This is a genomic window from Marinobacterium mangrovicola (assembly GCF_004339595.1).
Taxonomy (GTDB): Bacteria; Pseudomonadota; Gammaproteobacteria; order Pseudomonadales; family Balneatricaceae; genus Marinobacterium_D; species Marinobacterium_D mangrovicola.
In genome coordinates this window covers 1,624,515-1,645,827 of the sequence record NZ_SMFU01000007.1, presented here as the reverse complement: position 1 = coordinate 1,645,827, position 21,313 = coordinate 1,624,515, and the positions used below count along the sequence as shown (strand labels likewise).

Genomic DNA, 21,313 nt, shown 5'->3' with positions numbered 1-21,313 from the left:
GAAATATTAGGCAGGAGAGACTGTGGATACGATCAACAGCGCGGTAGAAGCGCTCACTCAGGGCGCTAACACCCTCTTTATTCTTATAGGCGCGATCATGGTGTTTGCCATGCATGCGGGTTTTGCGTTTCTTGAAGTAGGCACGGTGCGCCGCAAGAACCAGGTCAATGCGCTGGTCAAGATCATGACCGACTTCGGCTTTTCGGCGTTGGCCTATTTCTTTGTCGGCTACTGGGTCGCCTACGGAGTTACCTTCTTTACCGATGCGGCAACGCTGGCCCAGGGCAGCGGCTATGATCTGGTTAAGTTCTTCTTTCTGATGACCTTTGCGGCGGCGATTCCGGCGATCGTTTCTGGCGGTATAGCAGAGCGAGCCCGCTTCTGGCCGCTGCTGACCTGTTCTGCACTGTCGGTGGGTCTGGTGTATCCGTTTTATGAGGGGATGATCTGGAACGGCAACTACGGTTTTCAGGCCTGGCTCGAAGTCAGCTTTGGCGCGCCGTTCCATGATTTTGCAGGCTCAGTCGTGGTTCATGCGGTAGGTGGCTGGATCGCGCTGGTGGCCGTATTGCTGCTCGGTATTCGCCGTGGCCGTTATCGTGGTGACCGGCTGGTGGCATTTCCACCGTCCAATATCCCGTTTCTTGCGCTGGGTGCCTGGATACTCTGTATCGGCTGGTTCGGCTTTAACGTCATGTCGGCACAGACACTGGACAGTATCTCTGGCCTGGTAGCAGTTAACAGCCTGATGGCGATGGTCGGCGGTATTGTGGTCGCCACTATCCTCGGCAAGAACGATCCTGGCTTTATTCATAACGGACCGCTGGCCGGTCTGGTGGCGATTTGTGCCGGTTCCGATCTGGTGCATCCGATCGGGGCGCTGGTGATTGGTGGTGTCGCCGGAGGTCTCTTCGTCTGGGTCTTCACTCTGCTGCAGAACCGCTGGAAGATCGATGATGTGCTGGGTGTCTGGCCCCTGCACGGTCTTTGCGGTATCTGGGGAGGTATCGCTGCGGGTATTTTCGGTAGTGAATCCCTGGGTGGGCTGGGTGGCGTGTCCCTCATGTCCCAGCTGATTGGCAGTCTGGCGGGTATCGCTGTTGCGGTGATCGGTGCTTCGATAATTTACGGCCTGGTGAAATCTGTGGTCGGACTCAGGCTCAGTGAGGAAGAGGAATTCAACGGTGCTGATCTGAGTATCCATCGCATCGAAGCCACTTCTGACGATAGACAGAGTTAATTGCGTTAACCAACGCTGTAAACAAAAAGCCCGCATCGTATGAAGCGGGCTTTTTAGTGGCTGGTGTTTAAAGGATCTTAGCGAGTGGCGGCGGCGGCCTTGGCAGCTTCGATCGCTTTGTTCACATCCAGTGATGCCGCTTCCTGGCGCGGCGGGTACTCGGCGAAGGTCGCTACGTGCTCATTCAGCAGCGCGATAATCGGCTGCAGCACCCAGCTTTTACGCATCACCTGCTGGAAGCCGATATCGCCGTCATACTGCTCGTAGGGGTCTTTGCGCAGGTTGAACAGCTTCGGCATGGTGTGACTGACCATATCTTCATAGTACTTGCCACCCGGCTTGCTGGAGAAGTGCAGCTTCCAGGGGCCTACGCGCACCGCAGCGAGGGTGGTTTCGTAGTAGTAGAAGAAAGATTTACGGGCGGATTTTTCAGCCTTGCCTTCCCAGTAATCCAGGTTGTTGTAACCGTCGATCAGCACCTTGTGGCTCTCTTTGAGCTCCTCGGAGACATTGGGTCGACCTGCCGCTGCGGCGATGGTCGGCAATACGTCTTCATGTGAAGAGATGCCGTTCAGCTCCAGGCCAGCCGGGATGTGCCCGGGCCAGCGAACCAGGAAGGGCACACGTACACCGCCTTCCCAGGTGGTCATCTTCTCACCGCGGAACTGGGTCACGCCGGCATGCGGCCAGCTGCTGCTTTCGGGGCCGTTGTCGGTGGTGTAGATCACGATGGTGTTGTCGGCAACGCCGAGATCGTCCAGCTTGTCGAGCAGTTGTCCCACATGGCCGTCATGCTCCATCAGGCCGCTACCGAAAAGGTCTTCGGCGGAGCTGATCGGCGTTGCCAGGTTGCGGCTTTCCTCTTTCAGGTGGGTATAAACGTGCATACGGCTGGGCGCGTGCCAGATAAAGAACGGCTTGTCGGCTTCAACGGCGCGCTCCATGAAGTCCAGTGAGCGAGCCAGAACCTCTTCATCGAAGGTTTTCATGCGCTCGGTAGTGAGCGGACCGGTATCCTTGACGGTCTGGCCGCCATCTTCGGTGGCAAAAGACTCGATAACGCCGCGGGGGCCGAATTGCTTAACGAACTCTGGATCCGTTGGGTAGTCCGCCTGTTCCGGCTCTTCCGACACGTTCAGATGGTAGAGATTGCCGAAGAACTCATCAAAGCCGTGCACGGTTGGCAAATGCTGATCCAGATCGCCCAGGTGGTTTTTACCGAACTGAGCGGTCATGTAGCCCTCTTCCTTGAGAACTTCCGCCAGGGTGGGGTCTTCCTTCTGAATACCCAGCGGGTTCCCCGGCTGGCCAACGGTGGTCAGGCCCGTGCGGATCGGCATCTGACCCATCAGGAAGGCGGCGCGACCGGCGGTACAGCTGGGTTGTGCGTAGTGGTCGGTAAACAGTGCGCCTTCATCGGCGATGCGGTCGATGTTCGGAGTGGGGTATTGCATGCCGTGGCTGTAGGCGGCGATGCTGGTTTGGGCTACGTCATCAACCATGATGGCGAGTACGTTCGGTTTATCGGCGGCCTGCACAAACGCGGATGCGCTAAGCAGTGTCAGCGTGAGCGCGCGGGCCAATGTTGCATTACGGCGCTTGCTTGGGGTCTTCATGAGAGCTGCTCTCCTTCGTGGCAATCAATCAGTCTGGCGAATCATTTGTTGGGGTGGGTCACTCACTGAGGTTCATGTCCCGGCTTTTTGGCTGAGTGCCGCCGGGCAAGTTCTCTCGTTGTGTGTTGTTTTGAGTTGGCTTCCTGACTTCTTCTTGTTGTATGTGTGGGGGGGGGGCAGTACCCGCTTGATTTACAGGTGTTTATTTAAAGTAGCCCAGTATTATTACCGAGTCGAGTGGATTCGGGTTTCAGTTCAGTGAAGCTTAGTATCCGATCAAACGATTGATTGAAAGTGTCGTGGAACGCGTTCAAAGGGGATGATTTGGTGGTCGCGTTGGTTCGTTTGCGGGCTGGGTAGGGGGCCTCAGGCATAAAAAAACCCGCTGCAGAGAGCGGGCTTTTCACTTTAGTGCGAGGCGATTAGTGCTCGTGACCGCCTTCGCCGTGCACGTGACCGTGGGAGAGTTCTTCCTCGGTAGCTTCACGTACTTCAACAACTTCTACGTCGAAGCTCAGGGTCTGGCCCGCCAGCGGGTGGTTGCCATCCAGAGTGACATTGTCGCCTTCAACCTTAACAACGGTTACCGGCTGCTGACCCCAGGGAGTCTGAGCCATGAACTGCATGCCCGGCTCAACCACGTCGATGCCTTCGAAGTTGGAGCGGTCTACTTCCTGAACCAGCTCTTCGCGCACTTCGCCGTAGCCTTCTTCCGGCTCAACGGTAACGCTCAGCTTGTCGCCGACGGCTTTGCCGACCAGGGCGTTTTCCAGGCCCGGAATGATATTGCTGGCGCCGTGCAGGTAAGCCAGCGGCTCCTGCCCTTCAGAGCTGTCCAGTTTGTCGCCAGCGGCGTTGGTCAGCGTGTAGTGGATGGATACAACGGCGTTCGCTGCAATCTGCATCTGTTTTCTCCTGTCGTTCAGAGGTGCGTTACCGCACAGACAACCTTCTGGAGCGATGCCTCTCCGCCAGCGTCTACTTGCTGCTGGCAGGGACATTGAACGCGGGGATGACTGAGGGTTATGCAGTGCTCCCGGGATCGGGGTTAATCGAACCGCACATGCTAACGGAGAGGTCCGGGATAACGCAACCGTATCGCGCCTGAAATCGCTTACCTGGCGGCTGCAATTTGATTGAAACCGGTAGGGGGACAAAATGTCGTAATAAGGTATGTTAAGAGTAAGTGGGTACAAGTAGCTGTGAGCAGGTCCCAAGGTGGCTTTGAGGGCATTCTGTTCGTCTGCCAAAACCGATCTTTCGAAACTGGGGTTCCTGAGGAGGGGTTGAGCATGTTGAAACGATGGGGTTGGCTATCGCTGCTGCTGGGCTTTGCGGTAGCCGGTCAGGCGCAAGAGGCTATGGATCTGCTGGATTTTGATCAGCGCAAGCTGGCGGATGATACCGAGGTGAATCTTTCCAGCGAATATTCCGGCCAGGTTTTGTTGGTGGTCAATACAGCGAGTCGATGCGCCTTTACCAAACAGTACGATGGGCTCGAAGCCCTGTATGCTGAGTACAAGGATCAGGGGTTTGCTGTGCTTGGTTTCCCCTCCAACGATTTTGGCGGCCAGGAGCCAGGCACCGAAGATCAGATTCAGGACTTCTGTCGTACAACCTATGGTGTTGAATTTCCGATGTTCTCCAAGAGTCGGGTTAAAGGTGCGGACGCTGACCCTTTCTGGAAGAATCTGGTGGCGGTCAGCGGGACATCACCGAAGTGGAATTTTTACAAATACCTTATCGGCCGCGATGGCAAGATTATCGATACCTATTCCAGTATGACCTCACCGGATAGCGGGCGCTTGCAGGCCGATATCGAAAAGGCGCTGGCTGAAAAACAATAAGTAAAGGAGCTCGCTGGTGATTTTGCGGGTTCAGAGTGACAACAGGGAGTACAAATGACAGTAGAAAGAGTAGCGATCATCGGCAGCGGTATTGCCGGTATGAGACTCGGAGAGCTTCTGAGTGGCGCAGGTGTAGAAGTCGTAGTGTTTGAGAAGAGTCGTGGTACCGGAGGGCGTTTGGCCTCGACACGTTTAGGGCAGGGTAGTGCCGATTTGGGCACGGCCCTGATCGAGCCGGGCAGTTCGGCGTTTGAGTCCTGGCTGCAGGCGCAGGGTGCCAAAGAGTGGGCTCCCGTGATCGCTGATTTTGCATTGCGCTCGCAGGGTATTCATCAGGGCTGGGTAGGTTATCCGCGTTCCAGTTCTCTGACACGTAATCTCACCGGCTCGGTGGAACTGCGCACAGAGGTTCGTGTTGGCGTGGTCTGGCCGGATCGGGATGGTGTACTGCTGCGTGATAGCGAAGGCGAGCCCTTGGGTTATTTTGACGCGGTGGTTGTGACCACGCCGGCTCCTCAGGCAGCGCCGCTGTTGGATGCCGTGCAGCGATTCAGGCAGCGTGCCGAAAAGGTGGAGATGCATCCGGTCTGGAGCCTGCTGTTGTCGTTACCGACGCGTCCGTCGCGCCTCGAAGGCGTCGATTGGGTTGAGGGTGAGCATCCGCTGCTGCAGCGGGTGGTGAGAGACAGCAGTAAGCCGGGGCGTGAAGGGGAAAACTGGGTCATCCAGGCCTCTCAGCAGTGGAGCCTTGAGCACCGCGATGAAGAGCCTTCCTGGGTGGCAGAGCAACTGACCGAGGCTTTTGCTGAGCTGGGTGGTGAAAGAATTCAGCCGGTTTTCAGTCGTGTCCACCGTTGGGCCTACGCCAGGGCGGCGGTAAGCAGCGGTCAGGAGCTGTCTCTCTGGGATGAGCATCTCGGTATCGGTGCCTGCGGCGACTGGCTTAGCGGTGGCGATGTTGAAGGTGCCTGGCGCAGTGCCAATGAATTGGCAGCGCGGATACTCGAGTGCTCATCAAAAGTTGCCTGAGGGCAAGGATTACGACAAGCTTGGGCGCACTGTGTTAATTGACAGGTTAATTGGAATTACAGGGAGGTTGATTGACCGACTCGTTGTTAAGGGGTGTTGAAGATGCATCCCGCTCGCTGGAAAAAGTTCTTCTGGGCAAGCAGCAGCAGATAAGGCTGGCGTTGACCTGTCTTCTATCGCAAGGACACCTTCTGATTGAAGACCTGCCGGGCATGGGTAAAACCACGCTGGCGCACGGTCTGGCCAGGGTGCTTGGGCTCGAGGATCAGCGGGTACAGTTTACCTCCGATATGCTGCCCGCCGACATTATCGGTGTTTCGGTTTTTGAGCCCGCTAACGGGGAGTTTCGTTTCCATGCCGGTCCGGTTTTCTGTCAGCTACTGCTGGCGGACGAGATCAACCGGACCACGCCCAAAACCCAAAGTGCGCTACTGGAAGCGATGGAGGAAGGGCAGGTTACGGCTGACGGCCACAGTTACCGACTGCCCAAACCCTTCTTTGTCATCGCTACCCAGAACCCTGTGACTCAGTTTGGTACCTTTCCGCTGCCAGAATCCCAGCTTGACCGCTTCCTGATGCGTATCTCGCTTGGATATCCAGCGCCGGAGGTGGAACGGCAGCTGTTGTTGGGTGGTGATACACGCGCAATGCTGGATGACCTGCCGCGCAGTCTGACGCCAAATGATCTGCTGGATATTCAGGAGCGCTGCAGCCAGGTGCATGCATCGAGCAGTGTCATCGACTATCTGCAGAGGCTGATTCAGTTTACCCGTGACTCTGAATTGTTCAGTTACGGCGTCTCGCCGCGGGGTGGCCTGGCTCTGCTGCGCAGTGCCAGAACCTGGGCCTGGCTGGATGGACGAACCCATCTGGTACCCGAGGATATTCAGCAGGTGCTGGAGCCGGTGATTGGTCATCGTATCCGTCCCGCTGAAGAGGTCGGCAGTCACGCCGGTGCACGTCTGGTTAATGAACTGCTGGCGCAGGTCGATGTTCTGGGGTGATCGTAAACCCGCTGTTTCTCTTGCCCGGCGTCTACGTGCTTGGAGCTTGTCGAGGTTTCCGCGCCGTCGTACGGTCACGCTGACACAAAACCGTATCTATATTCTGCCCACCGGGGCGGGTGCCGGTTTTTGTGTTGTGCTTGTGCTGCTGCTTCTGCTCGGAATCAACTACGAGAATAACCTGGCCTATGCGCTGACGTTTCTGCTGGTCAGTATCTTTGTCATCTCGATCATTCACACCTACGGTAATCTGGCCGGACTGCAGGTGAGCGCGCTCGCAGGTCGCCCCTGTTTTCGTGGCGACAAAGCCGGGTTTACGTTGCAACTGACGGCGGCGCCCAAGCGCGATTATGAGCAGCTGTGTCTTTGCTGGGACGGTGGTGTCTCGCAGATGCTTGATCTAACGGAAGAGCGGATGACTCAGGTGGAGCTGGCCTGCGATGCGCCAGAGCGAGGCTGGTTAGATCCCGGGCCGCTGCTGGTGGAAACCCGTTTCCCCCTGGGGCTGTTTCGCGCCTGGACCTGGATCGATACCGGACTGAAAACCCTGGTTTACCCACGACCTGTTTCCTGTGCGTCTCCGCCGCCGGCGGGAGGTGACGGCGGTGCCGAGGTGTCGGGTGTGAAGTCCCGTGGGCCAGAGGATTTTCAGGGGCTGGCGCGATATGAGAAGGGTGGATCGCTGCATCAGGTGGCCTGGAAGGTTTATGCCCGTGGTCAGGGTCTGCACCTCAAGCAGTACGCGGGTACCGCCAGCGAAGAGATCTGGCTGGACTGGGTAACCTGGCATAACGGCAGTGTGGAGGAGAAGTTGTCCGGCATCTGTTTCTGGGCGCTGGAGTTTCATCAACGCGAGCAACCTTATGGCCTGCGCTTGCCTGGACTGATTCTGGCACCGGGAAGCGGTGAATCGCATCGTCAGCGCGTGCTTAAAGCGTTGGCACTGTTCGGGCGCGAGAGCCAGGAATGATACGGATATGAAACAACTGAGCCGCGCCGCTGTTATCTGGCAACTGGCCGCCTTTTTCGCCACCCTGGTGCCGCACCTTTCCTGGATGCCGTTCTGGCTGATCGGGTTGTGCATCATAACGCCGGCGACTCGCCTGATGATTCATAGTGGTCGCTGGTCACTACCGCACTGGAGTGTGAAGCTGGTGCTGGTGATGGCGGTTATCGGCGGGCTACTGCTCACCTTTACCCGGGAAACCGGGGTGCGGGCAACGGTGGCGCTGCTGATCGCTGGCCTGGCTTTGAAGATGATAGAGATCTATCACCGGCGCGATGCATTGGTGCTGCTCTATGTCTCGCTGTTTGTATCCGGCACTGCGTATCTATTCCATCAGTCGATCCTGATGGCGCTGTATTCGTTAATGACTACGGTACTGATCGTCGCCGCGCTGAATAGTATCTACCAGGATCCGTTGCGCAACGATTGGCTGAGACCGCTGAAAAGATCGCTCCGGCTGGTGGGCTTTGCACTGCCGCTCATGCTGGTGTTGTTTATCATTTTTCCGCGTATAGGGCCGCTCTGGTCGGTGCCTCTGAATCAGAACGCTGCCCGTTCCGGGCTCTCGGACCGGATGGCTCCCGGTGATATCTCTCAATTGACGCGTTCCAATGAGCTTGCGTTCCGAGCCACTTTTGAGGGTCCTGTTCCCGCCCCCCAGCAGCGCTATTGGCGCTCCATGGTCTATGGGCATTACGATGGCCGTACCTGGACAAGGCTGCCACGCAGGGAGCAGTTCCGGCTTGCGGAAGTGGATCTGGTTGGCGATTCCGAGCCCCTGGCTTACGAGGTTGTCTATGAGCCCTCAAACAACCCCTGGCTGGTTGCCCTGGATCAGCCTTCAGCCGCGCCGTCTGGAAGCTTTCTGACCAAAGGTAATGCACCGTTAAGATACAGGCCGGTGGATCGGCGAATAAGCTATAAGAGTAGCGCGCTGTTGGATTACCGGCTGCAGCCCGATCTGCCCGAATATGACCGTCAGGCATACCTGCAACTGCCCGGCGAAAACAGCGACCCGCGCAGCCGGGAGCTCGCCGAGCGCTGGTGGCGGGAAACCGGTGGTGATGCGGATACCTTCGTGCGCCGTGCTTTCACGCTATTTAACCGCGAGTTTTCCTACACGCTATCGCCACCGGCGCTGTCCGGTTATCGCGTGGATGGGTTTCTTTTCGATTCCCGGCAGGGGTTCTGTGGACATTTCGCGGGCGCTCTGACCTTCCTGTTGCGCGCCGCCGGCGTGCCGTCGCGGGTTGTGGCCGGCTATCAGGGCGGGCAGTGGAATGAAGATGAGGCCTACCTTACCGTGCGCCAGTATGATGCTCACGCCTGGGTTGAATATTGGCAGCAGGGCAGGGGCTGGATTCGAGTCGATCCCACGGCTGCGGTGGCTCCGGAAAGGGTTAGTCAGCAGGCCGATCGTCTGTTTGCCGATGATCCTGCATTTCTGTCCGATACTCCAATGGCGCGCCTCCGGTTTGGAAGTGGCTGGATGGCAGATTTCCAGCGCCAGTTGGATGCGCTTAATTTTAGCTGGCACCGCTGGGTTCTGAACTACCAAGGTCAGCAGATGGAATTGCTAAAAGGTTTGCTCGGAGAGGTCAATCTGGCTCGCCTGGGATTGCTGTTCTTTATACCGTTTGTGTTGGTGATGGGGGTTGTGGCCTGGCTTCAGCTGGGTGGCCGCAAGCGCTCTCGCGATCCGCTGGAACGGGCGTTAGCGCGTTTATTGGCCGATTTTCAAAAACGCGGCCATCCACGCGCGAGTAACGAGACGATCCAGGCGTTCAGCCAGCGCATGTCGACACACTTTCCAGCGATGGCGGGAGAATTGCGTGCGCTGGCCAAGTGCGACGAAGCAGTTCGCTATGCAGGCCGGCCGGATGCAAGGAAAGCATTGCTTGCAGCGATAGCGGCCTGTTACCGTGCCCTGAAAAGCAGCAGGGCCAAGGAAAAACGCCTGACGTGAACAGCGAAACCGAACTGCCATTTGACTACCGAATCGTCCGTAGCCGTAAACGCCGAACCGCCTCGTTAATGATCGATAAAGGGCGGGTTGAAGTGCGTGTGCCAGCGCTGGCGGATGAGTGCTGGATCGATGACTGGGTTCGTAGCAAGGTCGATTGGGTGTTGCCGCGTCTGCAGCGTCAAACCCAGGCGCTGGAGCAGCGTGGCATAGATATCCGCCAGGGTGGGCGTTTTTTTGTAAACGGCAGGGAGCTCGAACTGCAGTGGTCCCGTGGGCGACAGTCCAGCGTCGAGGTTGATGATTACCGTATTGAGGTTCGTTTGTCAGCCAGGGTGCGTCGGGCGGAATCTGAAGCGGTGCGTGAGCAGTTGCAGCAATGGATGGCGCAACAGGCCGAGCAAAGGCTTGTGCCCCTGTGTCAGGCGCTGGGCAGGGAGCTTGGTCTTAAGCCTTCCGCGGTCCGGATCAAGAACTACCGGCGCAAATGGGGTCAGTGTGATACCCGGGGCGTGATTACGCTGAATTGGCGGATTTTGCATCTGGATCCGGCTCTGCAGCGATATATTCTTGTTCATGAGCTGTGTCATCTTAAGGAGATGAATCACAGCAGTGCATTCTGGCGCCTGGTGTCGGCTCACTGCCCGGAATACCGTGAATCACGCCGCCTGCTGACGGAAACCTACCCCTATTTGATATGGTGACTACGACTTTAGACGTGTTGTGAGCTGGGTCTGAAGTAAGCAGTATGTTAATCGATACAGTTTTTAAATAAGTAATTCATAAACAACACTCTATAACAATAAAAAGGTTGCGCTGGGTTATGGGTCTGTATGCCGCGATAGAGCGTAGATTTTTTAACTCCCTCACTAAGAAGATCGTCGGGAACGTGGTGTTCCTGCTGCTACCGCATCTCGCCATGGTGCTGCTGGGTATGCACTATGTTGGAGAGGTGCGTTCAGAGCTGAATGCCCTGGGGGCAGAAGCAGCGGCGTTAAACGCGATTCTGGATGACTTTTCTCTCTTTGCGCTGGTGACCGTTGCATTTGCGTTGGTTGCCGGAGTTGGCACCATCTTTTTTATGCGCCACCTGTTCCTGCGGCCGGTCAGTGCAATCACACGTGTGTTGCATGGGATCAAGGACCGCGGCGGCGATATCTCGGCCACACTGCCTGCTTATACCTTTGATGAGATCTCGGAAATGGCGCAGGCCTATAACGAGTTCTCTGCCAACCTGAAGCGGATTATTGCTGAAACCCGGCGTCGTTCTGTCAATGTGTCTGTGAGCGCCACCCGGTTACAGAAAGTGATTCTTCAGGCGCATGATTCCGCCGAAATCCAGGAATCCCAGGCGCAGCAGGTATTTCAGTCCTCCAGTGAAGCGACCCAGGCGATTGATGAGATCGCCGGCACCACGCTCAATATCAATGAACAGAACAGCACTAATATGGAGGAGGTGCGCTCATCCAATGAGGAGCTGCAGCGCGTCTCCCAGCAGGTGGCTTCGACGCGTGAGCTGGTGACCCGCTTCCAGGGAACGGTGGAGCAGCTGCAGGAGAACTCAAAGAACATCACTCATATCCTGGGTATGGTGCAGGAGTTTTCGGAGCAGACCAACCTGCTGGCACTGAATGCGTCCATCGAGGCAGCGCGCGCCGGGGATGCGGGGCGGGGCTTCTCGGTGGTGGCGGATGAGGTGCGCAACCTGTCGCAAAAGGTGAGTCAGGCGACCACTGAGATTGAGAGTAATATCGGCCAGATGGCGAAACTGGTCGGTGATACTCGCAAGAGTGCGGATGACATCCTTCGGGGGATTGAAGAGACTGAAGCCTTTATTGGCGACACCAGTACCCAATTCCAGAAACTGGTGAATGATTTTGATGTCGTCAATGCTCAACTGGCCGGTATCAGCAGTGCTATCGATGAGCTCTCTTACACCAACAAGGAATCGCACGAGCACGTGGCGCAGATTACCGATCTGTCCACGGCGATCAAGTCAGAAATGGGTGAATCGAGGGAGTACTCTCGGCAGCTCGAGCTCTCCACAGAGGAGACCCAGGAGCTGCTTTCAAGCTTCATTATCGGCTTTGGCGGCTTTGAGGATATGTTGCTGACCGGGGCCGAGTGGGCGAAGCGCACCGAAGAGGCGCTGCAGACACTTCAGGGCAAAGGGCTTGATCTGTTTGATCGCAACTACCGCCGACTGAATGATGGTCAGAAGCCGGAGAAGTTTGAGACTAAATACAGCGGCGCTTACGAACCGGTGATGCGGGCGCTGTTCGATCGCTTCATTGAGGAGCGTCCCGAGTTTATCTATGCCATCGCGGTGGATACCAATGGTTACGCTGCGGCCCATCACACCAAGGTATCCAACCCGATGACCGGCGATTTTGCCGTTGATAATCTGAAAAGCCGTCATATGCGGATTTTTGCCGGTAATCGCGCGGAGAAACGACGTGCCAGTCATACCTCTCCGTTCCTGCTGCAGACGTTTGTTCGCGATACCGGTGAGGTGCTCAATGATCTTTCCATTCCGCTTTATCTGAATGGTCGCCATTGGGGGGCGTTGATTATGGGCTTTAACCCAGAGTGTTTGCTGGACGGTGACGGCGAAGTAAAGGGCGATGGGAAAGGGGCTTGATCAGCCCCTGATGTGTGTGGTGGCTGTCAAAGGTCGCGGTCAGCCACCAGCTGCTGAATCAGCTGCTTCATCATGTCGTAGGATAGCGGTTTGGAGCAGAGTGCCGAAACGCCAGCGTTCTGGATCGCCGCCAGGCGGTTTTCGTTCTGTTCTGAGGTGATCATCATCACCGGTACGGTCGGCTGGGAGCTGTAGTTGCGGATATGTTCGACCAGCTCAAGACCGTCGATATTGGGCATGTTGTAGTCTGAAATGATCAGGTCAAACATGCGCTCTTCCAGATATTTCAGCGCTTCGGCGCCGTCCTTGGCCTCGACCACATTTTCGATGCCGGCAGATTTGAGAATCTGGTGTACGAATTTACGCGACATGCCGCTGTCGTCTACGACCAGTACACTCATATCCTCGAAAAACTCATCTTCCTCTTCCCGCATTTTGTCGCCGATGTAGTGCATGGTGCTTTGTAGTGCACGCATCAGATCATTGCGGCTGAACGGTTTTGGCAGAATGGCAATGGCGCCGGCCTGGCGGATTGGCTCCAGGTATCGGTAGTGTGTTTCTGAGGAAACCAACAGAAAAGTGATCTCGGAAAGCTCCGGTTGCTGGCGCATTCGGGTCACCAGCTCGGTGCCGGTAATATCCGGCAGGTGCATGGAAGACATCACGATATCCGGTTTCATGATTCCCATGCGGCTTAGAGCGGGTGCTGCTGAATCGAAAGTTTCGATCTGCTCTATACCCAGCTGGCGCAACGCATCGACGATGATGTGGCGTTGGACTCGCGAGGGCTCGATCACCTGAACCAGAAGCTCGTTTAATCTCATAACAACCTGTTCCGCAAACGGGTTTATGCTGGGGGAAACTTTGTAGCTATTCTAGCACGCTTTAGTTCGCGTTCGACCCCTGAGGGGCTGAGCTGAACCGAAGATAATAGTTAGCTTAATCTTGTTAAGGAAACTGTTCAGCTTCGGTTCATGTCGGTTTTGGTTAACTGAACGTCCGTATCGATAGTATCTGTACCGGAGCAGAGCTGTCATCAGGCGGTCAGGACTTTACAGGCGTCACTTTTTACGACGCCGGGTTGACGGATACACAGCCCACACAAATTTTCTTCATATTTTCATCTTTAAGGGTCGCTTGTAGCGACCCTTTTTCTTTTCTGGCTGATCGCTCTTCGTTTGCCGCCTCCAGCTCCAGGGCGGCAGGCGGGCAGCGCTCGCTTTTTCGCTGGGCTGGTGTCAGGCGGCGCTCGAGTCCTGCGGCGGCTGGCGACCATCGGCAGACCATCCCAGATTTACCAGTACGGGTTCGAAAAGTGCGCGTATCTGACTTTCATCGGTGCAGTCGCGGGCTTTGTCCAGCAGTGGTAGCAGGTCCGCGCGGCGCACGGAGCGGATCAGCAGTTTGATCTTCGGGATGTTGTAGGCGCTCAGGCTTAGTGTGTCATAGCCGATCGCAATCAGCATTAGCACCGCGACCGGGTCTGATGCCATTTCGCCGCAGAGCGAGGCGGGAAGACCCAGGCGTCGGCAGGTGTCGAGTATCTGTTCCAGGGCGACCAGCATGGCCGGGTGCATGTTGTCGAACAGGTTGGATACACGCGGGTTGTTACGATCCACTGCCAGCAGATACTGGGTGAGGTCGTTGGAGCCCACGGAAACAAAATCGATATGTGGCGCAAGCTTCGGCAGCAGCAGCATCGCCGAGGGCACCTCGATCATCATGCCGACCTGAGGTCTCGGTACCTCAATACCATCGCGTTTAAGTGCTTCAGAGGCTTTCTCAAGTATCTCGCGGACGGCGATGATCTCATCCACACGGCTGATCATCGGCACCAGAACTTTCAGGTTGCCGCACTCCGCATGAGCGCGCAGCATGGCTCGCACCTGAGTCACCAGCAGCTGGGTGTTATCGAGCGTAAACCGGATGCCGCGCCAGCCAAGATACGGGTTGCTTTCGTTGATCTCAAAATAGGGCAGCTGTTTGTCACCGCCAATATCCAGGGTGCGCATCGATACCGGCAAAGGCGAATAAGCTTTAAGCACATTGCGGTAGATGCGGTACTGCTCCTGCTCGGTAGGGAAGCTGTCATGTACCATGAACGGAATTTCCGAACGGTACAGGCCGACGCCCTGGGCGCCGCGCTCCAGGCCTGGAGTGGCATCTGCCAGCAGACCGGTGTTGGTCAGCAGCTGTATCTGGACGTTATCCAGCGTTTCCGCGGGCATGTTGCGCAAGCGTTCCAGGTCCCGCATTACGCGGTTCTCCTGGTCGATCATTCGCTTGTATTCACCCAGTAGTGCCTGGGGCGGATTGATAATGCATTCGGCGCGGTTACCGTCGACAATCACCTTGGCGCCGCGGTTCTGTTCCAGCTCGACCCCTTCAACGCCCATGACGGCTGGAATGCCCAGAGCGTTTGCAACGATGGCGGTGTGCGAAAGTGTCGATCCCGAGGTGCAGACCAGGCCTTGAATACGCTCCTGCGGGAAAGCGGCCAGGTCGGCAATGCTGATCAGCTCGCCGCCAAGTATCAGCGGCTCATCCGGGGCTTCAAGTACCTGCTGATCTCGTTCCAGCAGCTGGTTGAGGATGCGCTGACCGATATTGTAGATATCTTCACTGCGCGCCTTCATGTAAGGGTCGTCCGACTTCTCGAACATGGAGGCCATGGTGTCGATGGTCTGCTTAAGTGCCCATTCCGCCGAGGCGCCTTCGCTGATCAGGCTTTTGACGCCATCGCTCAGTTCGGGGCTTTGCAGCATCAGTTTGTAAACATGGAACAGGGCGCTCACATCTGAGGGCAGATGTTTACCGAGGCGTCCTGAGCCGGATTCCAGCTCCTCCTTGACGGAGTCCAATGCGTCAATAAAGTCGCTTTTCTGCTGCGCCGGGTTGCTGGTCATCGACGGCTTGATATCGCTCAGGGAGAGCTGCGGATGAACCAGCCAGAGGCGCCCGCATCCTACGCCGGGAGCGCCTTTGACGCCGCGGTAGCGGCGGAAGGGGGATGCATCCTGAACGTCGGACATCCACTCACCATCGCGATGCAGCTGGTAGAGGGTGCTGCCGAGCTGTGAGGCGACAGTAATCAGGAAGGCTTCATCTTCTTCGCTGAACGGTTCGCGCTGGTGACCCTGAATGACGAGCACGCCTACCAGTTTACGCAGGTGCAGAAGCGGGACACCGAGGAAGCGGTGGTAGGGCATCTCGTGGGTTTCAGGGATATAGACGAAACGGTCATCGGATGGCGCGTCAGCCAGGTTGACCGCGCTCAGACTGCCGGCGATGTTACCCACCAGGCCTTCGTTGACCGCCAGTTGCACATGGCCAACGGCGGTTGGGGAAAGCCCCTGAGTCGCCGCGAGGATCAATGAATCGCGTTCTGGAGTGCACAGATAGATGCTGCAGACTTCCACATTGAGCAGCTCACTGAGTCGCTGCACGATGGTGGACATCATTGCCGTGGGGTCTTGGGTACGCGCGATCTGCTCGACCAGCGAGGTTAGCGTACTGAGGGGATGATGCATGGGTGTGTCTGCTCCAGACGCGGGTTTCCAGTGCTAGGAATAATACAGCATTTTGGGCGCCTGTTGGCGGCTCTTAACAAAGATCAAAAGTGTCGCTGTTTTTCTCGGGAGAGAGCTGGATAGCTATATCTCGGGTACATCGAACTGGTACAATCCCTGCCTTAATGTATGCCCTTTACGCCGCAGAGTGACCTCGCTGTATCGATGAACACCGAAGTAAAATTCAGCCATGAACGAGCCGTATCCAGAATCTGCCAGACAGATGTGGTCTGCTGCTCGCCCGAGGAATCACTCGATAGTGCGCTGAAATCCATGTCCCACCGACGCATAGGCTCCGTGCTTGTTTGCAACGGTAACAAGCCTGTTGGGATTTTGACACGCCGACAGGCGATGAGCTGTTGCGTGCGTGGGACTGATCCAGCCAATGTGTCCCTTGATGAGGTGATGTCCGGGCAGCTGCTGCTGGTCAAGGCCGACGACAGCATAGATGAAGTGGGTGTCGAAATGATGACACGCCGGCTTCAGCACGCGGTGGTCACAGATGACAATGGCGGCTTGTTGGGTATCGTCAGCGAGAGCGATATCGTTAACAGCCAGGGCATAGAGCATGATCTCTTTCTCCGTAGCGTGGTGGATATAGCGCCTGTCCGCTCACTCTTTCTCGACGACAAGTTGTACATGCGGGATGCGATTCAGCGTATCCGTGCCGAGGAGAAAAGCGCCGCCGTAGTTCGTTCCGGTGGTCGGCAATATATCATCACAGAAACCGACATTATCGGTCTGCTCGCGTCCGGCGCCGCGCTGGATCGACCGCTTTGCGAGTTTGCGCTCAGTGAGCTGGTAACCATTGATGAGTCGATCAGCCTGTTTATCGCCCGGAAGATCTTTCGTCGTCATGGTTTTCGGCACCTGGGGCTAACCGACACTCAGGGCCGTGTCACCCGGGTGCTCTCGTATTCTGACATCCTGCGCAGTGTTGAGCGGGACTATGTGGCGCGGCTGCGAGAGTTGCTTGCCAATCGCAACCATGCGCTGCAGCAATCCCAGCATAACCTGCGCCTGATCGAGCGCGTTATTAACGCATCGATGGAAGGCGTTGTGGTAACCGACAGTAATGGCGCGATTCAGAGTGTGAACCCGGCGTTCAGTGCCATTACCGGCTATGAGGCCCATGAGGTGATTGGGCGTAACCCCAATATCCTCAGTTCAGGTCGGCATGATCGTCAGTTCTATCAGGATATGTGGGCCAAGCTTAAGCGCGATGGTGAGTGGCAGGGCGAGATCTGGAACCGCACCCGCAGCGGTACTGTTTTCCCGGAGTGGCTCAGTATTACGGCGATCTCCGATGATAAGGGGCAGGTCACCCAGTACGCCGCCATCTTCCACGATCTGACGGAAACCAAAAGGTCCGAAGACAAGATACGTCGGATGGCGCAGTTCGATGACCTGACGCGTCTGGCTAACCGTAAGCTGTTTTCTGACCGGTTGGGTATGGCACTGCACTATGCCCAGGAAAATACTAAACGCATCGCCGTACTGGCGGTGGATCTGGATATGTTCAAGCGGGTCAATGATCGTTTTGGGCATGATGCCGGTGATGATGTGATTCGCACCCTGGCGAAACGCATCGAGGGCACTCTAGGTTCTGGTGATACGGCGGCAAGGCCTGCGGGTGATGAGTTTTCGCTGATTCTCAGTGATGTCAGCGAAGAAAGTCTGACCTGTCGGGTAGAGCATCTGGCGCGGGTGATTTCGACTCCGGTCCTGGTTGGCTCCAGTGAGCTGCGCATTACCGCCAGTATCGGTGTGGCTATCTACCCCACCGATGGTGAGTCAGTGGAAGAGCTGTTACGGGCGGCAGATGCAGCCATGCATAACTCCAAGGATCTGGGGCGCAACAGCTGGTCCTATTTTTCCAGCGAGATGCACCAGCGGCGGCAGTCGCGTTATCTGATAGGAGCTCACCTGCAGCAGGCGTTGCCGAATAGCGAGATGCATCTTGCCTACCAACCCAAACTGTCTTTGAAGACCGGTGAGGTGGTCGGCGTCGAAGCGTTGCTGCGCTGGCAGAATGCCGAGCTCGGTACGGTGCCGCCCGATCAGTTTGTGCCCCTGGCGGAAGACAGTGGCCTGATTCATGAAATTGGCGACTGGGTGCTGGAAACAGCGATCGGTCAGGCGCGCCGTTGGCAGCTTGCGGGGCGCCGGCTGCCCGTGGCGGTTAACCTCTCTGCCCGGCAGTTTCAGCGCGAAGGGCTGGTTGCCCGGGTCAAGCAGCTGCTGGAAAAATACACGCTGGACGCCGCGCTGCTGTGCGTGGAACTCACTGAAACCTGTTTCCTGCATAGCGCGGAGGAGACGGCGCAGGCGCTGCATGAGTTGCGTGAGTGCGGCGTTAAGGTCTCAATCGATGACTTCGGCACCGGTTACTCCAGTCTGAGTTATATCCGTACCATGTCGCTGGATCAGCTCAAGATAGACCGGAGTTTCGTCAACAATATCAACGAGGCGGAGCGAGACCGCCAGCTGGTCAGTGCCATGATCGCCATGAGTCAGGCGCTCGGCCTCAATGTTGTTGCCGAAGGGGTGGAAACCCGTGAACAGTTGGATATGCTGCGTCAGCTGGGTTGTGATGAGGTTCAGGGTTATCTGATCTGTCGCCCCAAGCCGGCGGAAGAGCTGGATAAGGTTCTGTCCGAGTTGGCTGGAACACACTGGATTGATGCGGGAGAAGGGCAGTGAAAAGCTATCTGTTTACCACCAGTAATGGTCGCGGCGGCGTGATGCTGTGCGATATCGATACCCTTGAAGAAGCAGTTCCCTACCTGAAGAAGCGTTTCGATGGTGTGGTGCGTATCGAGCAGGGGCTGGAACTGTGGACCGAAGAAGAGGGGTTTGGGGAGTTCAAACCCAGTTCGGTGGAAGAGGCGCTAGCGGCCAGTTCCGAGTCTGGCGGCCATTAGTTTTAGTTACTCATGCTCACTCTCCGCACAGCCGGGCGTTGATCTTTCCCGCGCCAGGCTTATCTTCAGAGCAATCTTCGGCGCTCTTTCGGTAACAAGCTTTCTTAAACAAGCTAATAGATAGGATCGCAGAATCGCCTGCCTGAAGCGGGTGTGTTCAGGCGATAAAAAGCCTGAACCGAACCGGTGTAGCCACCGGCCCGTGATTCAGAGCTGAAGGGGAAAGTTGGTTCGATCAGCGGCGACGACGGCGAGGACGATCGTCTTCAATGCGGATACGGATTGGGGCGGGTTTGGACTGCTCCTGAAGAACGTACCAGCCGGCACTGGCAATCATGACTGCTGCAAGAATAAACAGTGTTGTCAGCATCGAGAATCTCCTCTCTGGTCGGGGTATGCGTGACGCGTCCCGCTATTATTGGGCTGAGGACTGCGCTTCTGAGATAAATGCCGCAAATTCAGTATAACCGCCTATGTGTTTCTGACCACAAAAAATTTGCGGTACGGTTTCAACTGGCTTGCCGACGGTCTTTTCCAGGTCGGCCTTGGTGATACCTTCGGCGTGGATATCGATGTAACGATGATCCAGATTCTGGGTTTCGCAAAGCTGTTTAGCGCGGACACAAAAGCCGCAACCTGGGCGACCGAAGATAGTAATGCGTTCCATGAAAAGCTCCCTAAGCTGTGAAAATTTGATAACGCTATTAAACCCCTGCCAGTGCCTGATGAACAATGGTCATCATTAATGGTAACGATTGTCTGTTGCTATCAGGCTGACACCCAGTCGCAGACCTAATGCCTAGAACCAGTCATTACGCGGTTTACGGCGTTTTGGCAGGTAGGGAACCAGTAAGCCGAGAATTACGCCGCCCAGTGCAACCAGACCGCCGTGAGTGAGCCAGCGCATCAGGTTGGATTGGTCCATATTGGTGATCTGTGTTTTCAGCGAGGAAATTTCCCGCTCCAGCTCGACCACGCGAGCCTTGCTCTGTTCGCTTTCGTTGGCGCGGGATTCTGCGGCCTGCTCAAGCACGTCGATTCGTTGCTGCTGGGCGCTGATCCGCTGCTTCGATTCTTTTAGCTCGGACTCGAGCTCCGGCATGCGAATCAGGTCGCTGGGACCCTCGGCGACAAAGTTCTCAGGGACCCAGCCTACGCGACCGCTTTCGGTGCGGATCTGTACGTAGTCATTACGACGATCCAGGGTTTCGATCGCCTCACCGCTGTTTACACGTCCGTTAATGCGGTACTGGTTGCTCGGTCCACTGTTCATGAACACATAGACGTCGTCTGCGATGTGCGCAGATTCAGCGGCTGCATAGCTTGAAAGACCGGAGAGTAGAGCGACGAGTAACACTTTTTTCATACAGCTGTCCGACGGTGTTGCAGGGTGAATTGGGAATATTCGACTACTTTCGGCGAGTGAAGTTCACCGAGTGTCGAAAAGCGATGAGTTTACCACAGTTGGGGCTTTCTCAGGTTGTGTTAACTCCTTAGTTTGATTGACTTTGGTGCATCGCCCTTTCATTCTTCACCTGTTGAGCGGGCTCCGCCCGTATCCCTCATAGAGATGTGCCTGTCATGGGCATGAATAAGGAATCGAGGATCTTTTAAATGGAAAGCTTCTGGGATCTTTACGTGGTGCCCTGGGCGTTGAACATCGCCTTTGCGCTTGCGATTTTCTTTGTCGGACGCTGGATAGCCAAGCGTCTGGTTAACCTTAGCGGCCGTCTCATGCGTCGCGCCAAGCTTGACGAGATGCTGATCAACTTTATCTCGTCGATTATCAGCGTGCTGTTGTTGCTGTTTATTATTGTGGCGGCTCTGGGGCAGTTGGGTGTGGATACCACCTCACTGATTGCTCTGGTCGGTGCTGCTGGTTTGGCTGTCGGTCTGGCGCTGCAGGACTCGCTGAAAAACTTTGCCGCCGGTGTGCTGTTGATTCTGTTCCGTCCGTTTCGTGAAGGTGACTTCGTTGAGGTGGCGGGTATCGCAGGTATCTGTGAGCATATTGCCATCTTCAATACCGTTATGCGGACCGGTGATAACCGCGAGGTGATCATTCCTAACGGTTCGATTTACTCCGGCGTCATTACCAACTACTCCGCCCGTGATACCCGTCGCGTGGATATGGTATTTGGTATCAGCTATGACGACGATCTGCGCAAGGCGAAAGATATTCTGATGGATATCGTCACGTCTGATGAGCGTGTGCTTGCTGATCCTGCGCCCGTTGTCGTTGTTGCGGCGCTGGCTGACAGCAGTGTTAACTTCAACGTGCGTCCCTGGGTCAAGACTGCCGATTACTGGGCGGTTCTCTGGGATGTGACCGAGCAGGTCAAACTTCGTTTCGATGAGGCCGGTATCACTATCCCGTACCCGCAGGTGCAGGTGCATACCAATCAGGCGGAATCTACCGACTGAGTCTGTAAAACCGGTGCGCCCGCTATCCCCAGGATATAGGCGCACCGGCC

Annotated in this window: 18 protein-coding genes; 11 read left to right on the top strand and 7 right to left on the bottom strand. The window is 56.3% G+C overall.

The window, feature by feature from the left end; all coding sequences use genetic code 11:
- The first annotated feature begins 22 nt into the window (after positions 1-22).
- On the top strand, positions 23-1,240 hold the full coding sequence (locus tag CLV83_RS08380) for an ammonium transporter (protein WP_132290133.1): 1,218 nt from the start codon (positions 23-25) through the stop codon (positions 1,238-1,240).
- Between the two features lie 77 nt (positions 1,241-1,317).
- Here CLV83_RS08380 and CLV83_RS08375 read toward each other — a convergent pair whose 3' ends face one another.
- Both CLV83_RS08375 and CLV83_RS08370 read right to left on the bottom strand, forming a co-directional pair.
- Positions 1,318-2,856 carry an arylsulfatase gene (locus CLV83_RS08375; protein ID WP_132290130.1) on the bottom strand — a complete coding sequence of 513 codons (1,539 nt, stop codon included), beginning with the start codon at positions 2,854-2,856 and terminating at the stop codon, positions 1,318-1,320.
- Positions 2,857-3,278: 422 nt separating this feature from the next.
- Complete coding sequence (locus CLV83_RS08370; RefSeq protein ID WP_132290127.1) at positions 3,279-3,761, bottom strand: FKBP-type peptidyl-prolyl cis-trans isomerase; 483 nt, start codon at positions 3,759-3,761, stop codon at positions 3,279-3,281.
- 387 nt (positions 3,762-4,148) lie between these two features.
- On the opposite strand from CLV83_RS08370, the gene CLV83_RS08365 reads away from it, so the two are divergent.
- From CLV83_RS08365 to CLV83_RS08335, 7 genes are all read left to right on the top strand, one after another.
- Positions 4,149-4,703: a glutathione peroxidase gene (locus tag CLV83_RS08365; protein WP_132290124.1), complete on the top strand. Its 555-nt coding sequence runs from the start codon at positions 4,149-4,151 to the stop codon at positions 4,701-4,703.
- Between the two features lie 54 nt (positions 4,704-4,757).
- Entirely contained in the window at positions 4,758-5,732 is a 975-nt protein-coding gene (locus CLV83_RS08360) for an NAD(P)/FAD-dependent oxidoreductase (protein ID WP_132290121.1), read from the top strand.
- Positions 5,733-5,803: 71 nt separating this feature from the next.
- The gene (locus tag CLV83_RS08355; protein ID WP_132290118.1) at positions 5,804-6,736 is read left to right on the top strand and encodes an AAA family ATPase; all 933 of its coding nucleotides are present in this window, start codon (positions 5,804-5,806) and stop codon (positions 6,734-6,736) included.
- Between the two features lie 46 nt (positions 6,737-6,782).
- The gene (locus CLV83_RS08350) at positions 6,783-7,706 is read left to right on the top strand and encodes a DUF58 domain-containing protein (RefSeq protein ID WP_243642319.1); all 924 of its coding nucleotides are present in this window, start codon (positions 6,783-6,785) and stop codon (positions 7,704-7,706) included.
- Positions 7,707-7,713: 7 nt separating this feature from the next.
- Positions 7,714-9,708, top strand: a complete 1,995-nt coding sequence (locus tag CLV83_RS08345; protein ID WP_132290112.1) for a transglutaminase TgpA family protein — start codon at positions 7,714-7,716, stop codon at positions 9,706-9,708.
- The gene (locus CLV83_RS08340; RefSeq protein WP_132290109.1) at positions 9,705-10,409 is read left to right on the top strand and encodes a M48 family metallopeptidase; all 705 of its coding nucleotides are present in this window, start codon (positions 9,705-9,707) and stop codon (positions 10,407-10,409) included. The genes CLV83_RS08345 and CLV83_RS08340 overlap by 4 nt, the downstream gene beginning before the upstream one ends.
- A gap of 119 nt (positions 10,410-10,528) precedes the next feature.
- A complete protein-coding gene (locus CLV83_RS08335; RefSeq protein WP_132290106.1) occupies positions 10,529-12,346 on the top strand; it encodes a methyl-accepting chemotaxis protein in 1,818 nt (605 codons plus the stop codon).
- A 26-nt stretch (positions 12,347-12,372) separates the two neighbouring features.
- Here CLV83_RS08335 and CLV83_RS08330 read toward each other — a convergent pair whose 3' ends face one another.
- The gene (locus CLV83_RS08330) at positions 12,373-13,170 is read right to left on the bottom strand and encodes a response regulator (RefSeq protein ID WP_132290103.1); all 798 of its coding nucleotides are present in this window, start codon (positions 13,168-13,170) and stop codon (positions 12,373-12,375) included.
- 414 nt (positions 13,171-13,584) lie between these two features.
- Positions 13,585-15,876, bottom strand: coding sequence for a phosphoenolpyruvate--protein phosphotransferase (ptsP, locus tag CLV83_RS08325; protein ID WP_132290100.1), 2,292 nt, complete (start codon positions 15,874-15,876; stop codon positions 13,585-13,587).
- A 204-nt stretch (positions 15,877-16,080) separates the two neighbouring features.
- Here ptsP and CLV83_RS08320 point away from each other — a divergent pair, with 204 nt between their 5' ends.
- Positions 16,081-18,618 carry an EAL domain-containing protein gene (locus CLV83_RS08320; RefSeq protein WP_132290097.1) on the top strand — a complete coding sequence of 846 codons (2,538 nt, stop codon included), beginning with the start codon at positions 16,081-16,083 and terminating at the stop codon, positions 18,616-18,618.
- Positions 18,615-18,839, top strand: a complete 225-nt coding sequence (locus CLV83_RS08315; protein WP_132290094.1) for a hypothetical protein — start codon at positions 18,615-18,617, stop codon at positions 18,837-18,839. Before CLV83_RS08320 ends, CLV83_RS08315 begins: the two co-directional genes overlap by 4 nt.
- A 235-nt stretch (positions 18,840-19,074) precedes the next feature.
- On the opposite strand, the gene CLV83_RS22845 is transcribed toward CLV83_RS08315, so the two are convergent.
- From CLV83_RS22845 to CLV83_RS08305, 3 genes are all read right to left on the bottom strand, one after another.
- Positions 19,075-19,209 (bottom strand): hypothetical protein, encoded by a 135-nt coding sequence (locus CLV83_RS22845; protein ID WP_279387518.1) that lies wholly within the window; start codon positions 19,207-19,209, stop codon positions 19,075-19,077.
- Positions 19,210-19,254: 45 nt separating this feature from the next.
- Positions 19,255-19,506: a GrxA family glutaredoxin gene (locus CLV83_RS08310; protein WP_132290091.1), complete on the bottom strand. Its 252-nt coding sequence runs from the start codon at positions 19,504-19,506 to the stop codon at positions 19,255-19,257.
- 132 nt (positions 19,507-19,638) lie between these two features.
- Positions 19,639-20,205: a TIGR04211 family SH3 domain-containing protein gene (locus CLV83_RS08305; RefSeq protein ID WP_132290088.1), complete on the bottom strand. Its 567-nt coding sequence runs from the start codon at positions 20,203-20,205 to the stop codon at positions 19,639-19,641.
- A gap of 248 nt (positions 20,206-20,453) precedes the next feature.
- On the opposite strand from CLV83_RS08305, the gene CLV83_RS08300 reads away from it, so the two are divergent.
- Positions 20,454-21,263 carry a mechanosensitive ion channel family protein gene (locus tag CLV83_RS08300; protein ID WP_132290085.1) on the top strand — a complete coding sequence of 270 codons (810 nt, stop codon included), beginning with the start codon at positions 20,454-20,456 and terminating at the stop codon, positions 21,261-21,263.
- The last annotated feature ends 50 nt before the right edge of the window (positions 21,264-21,313 follow it).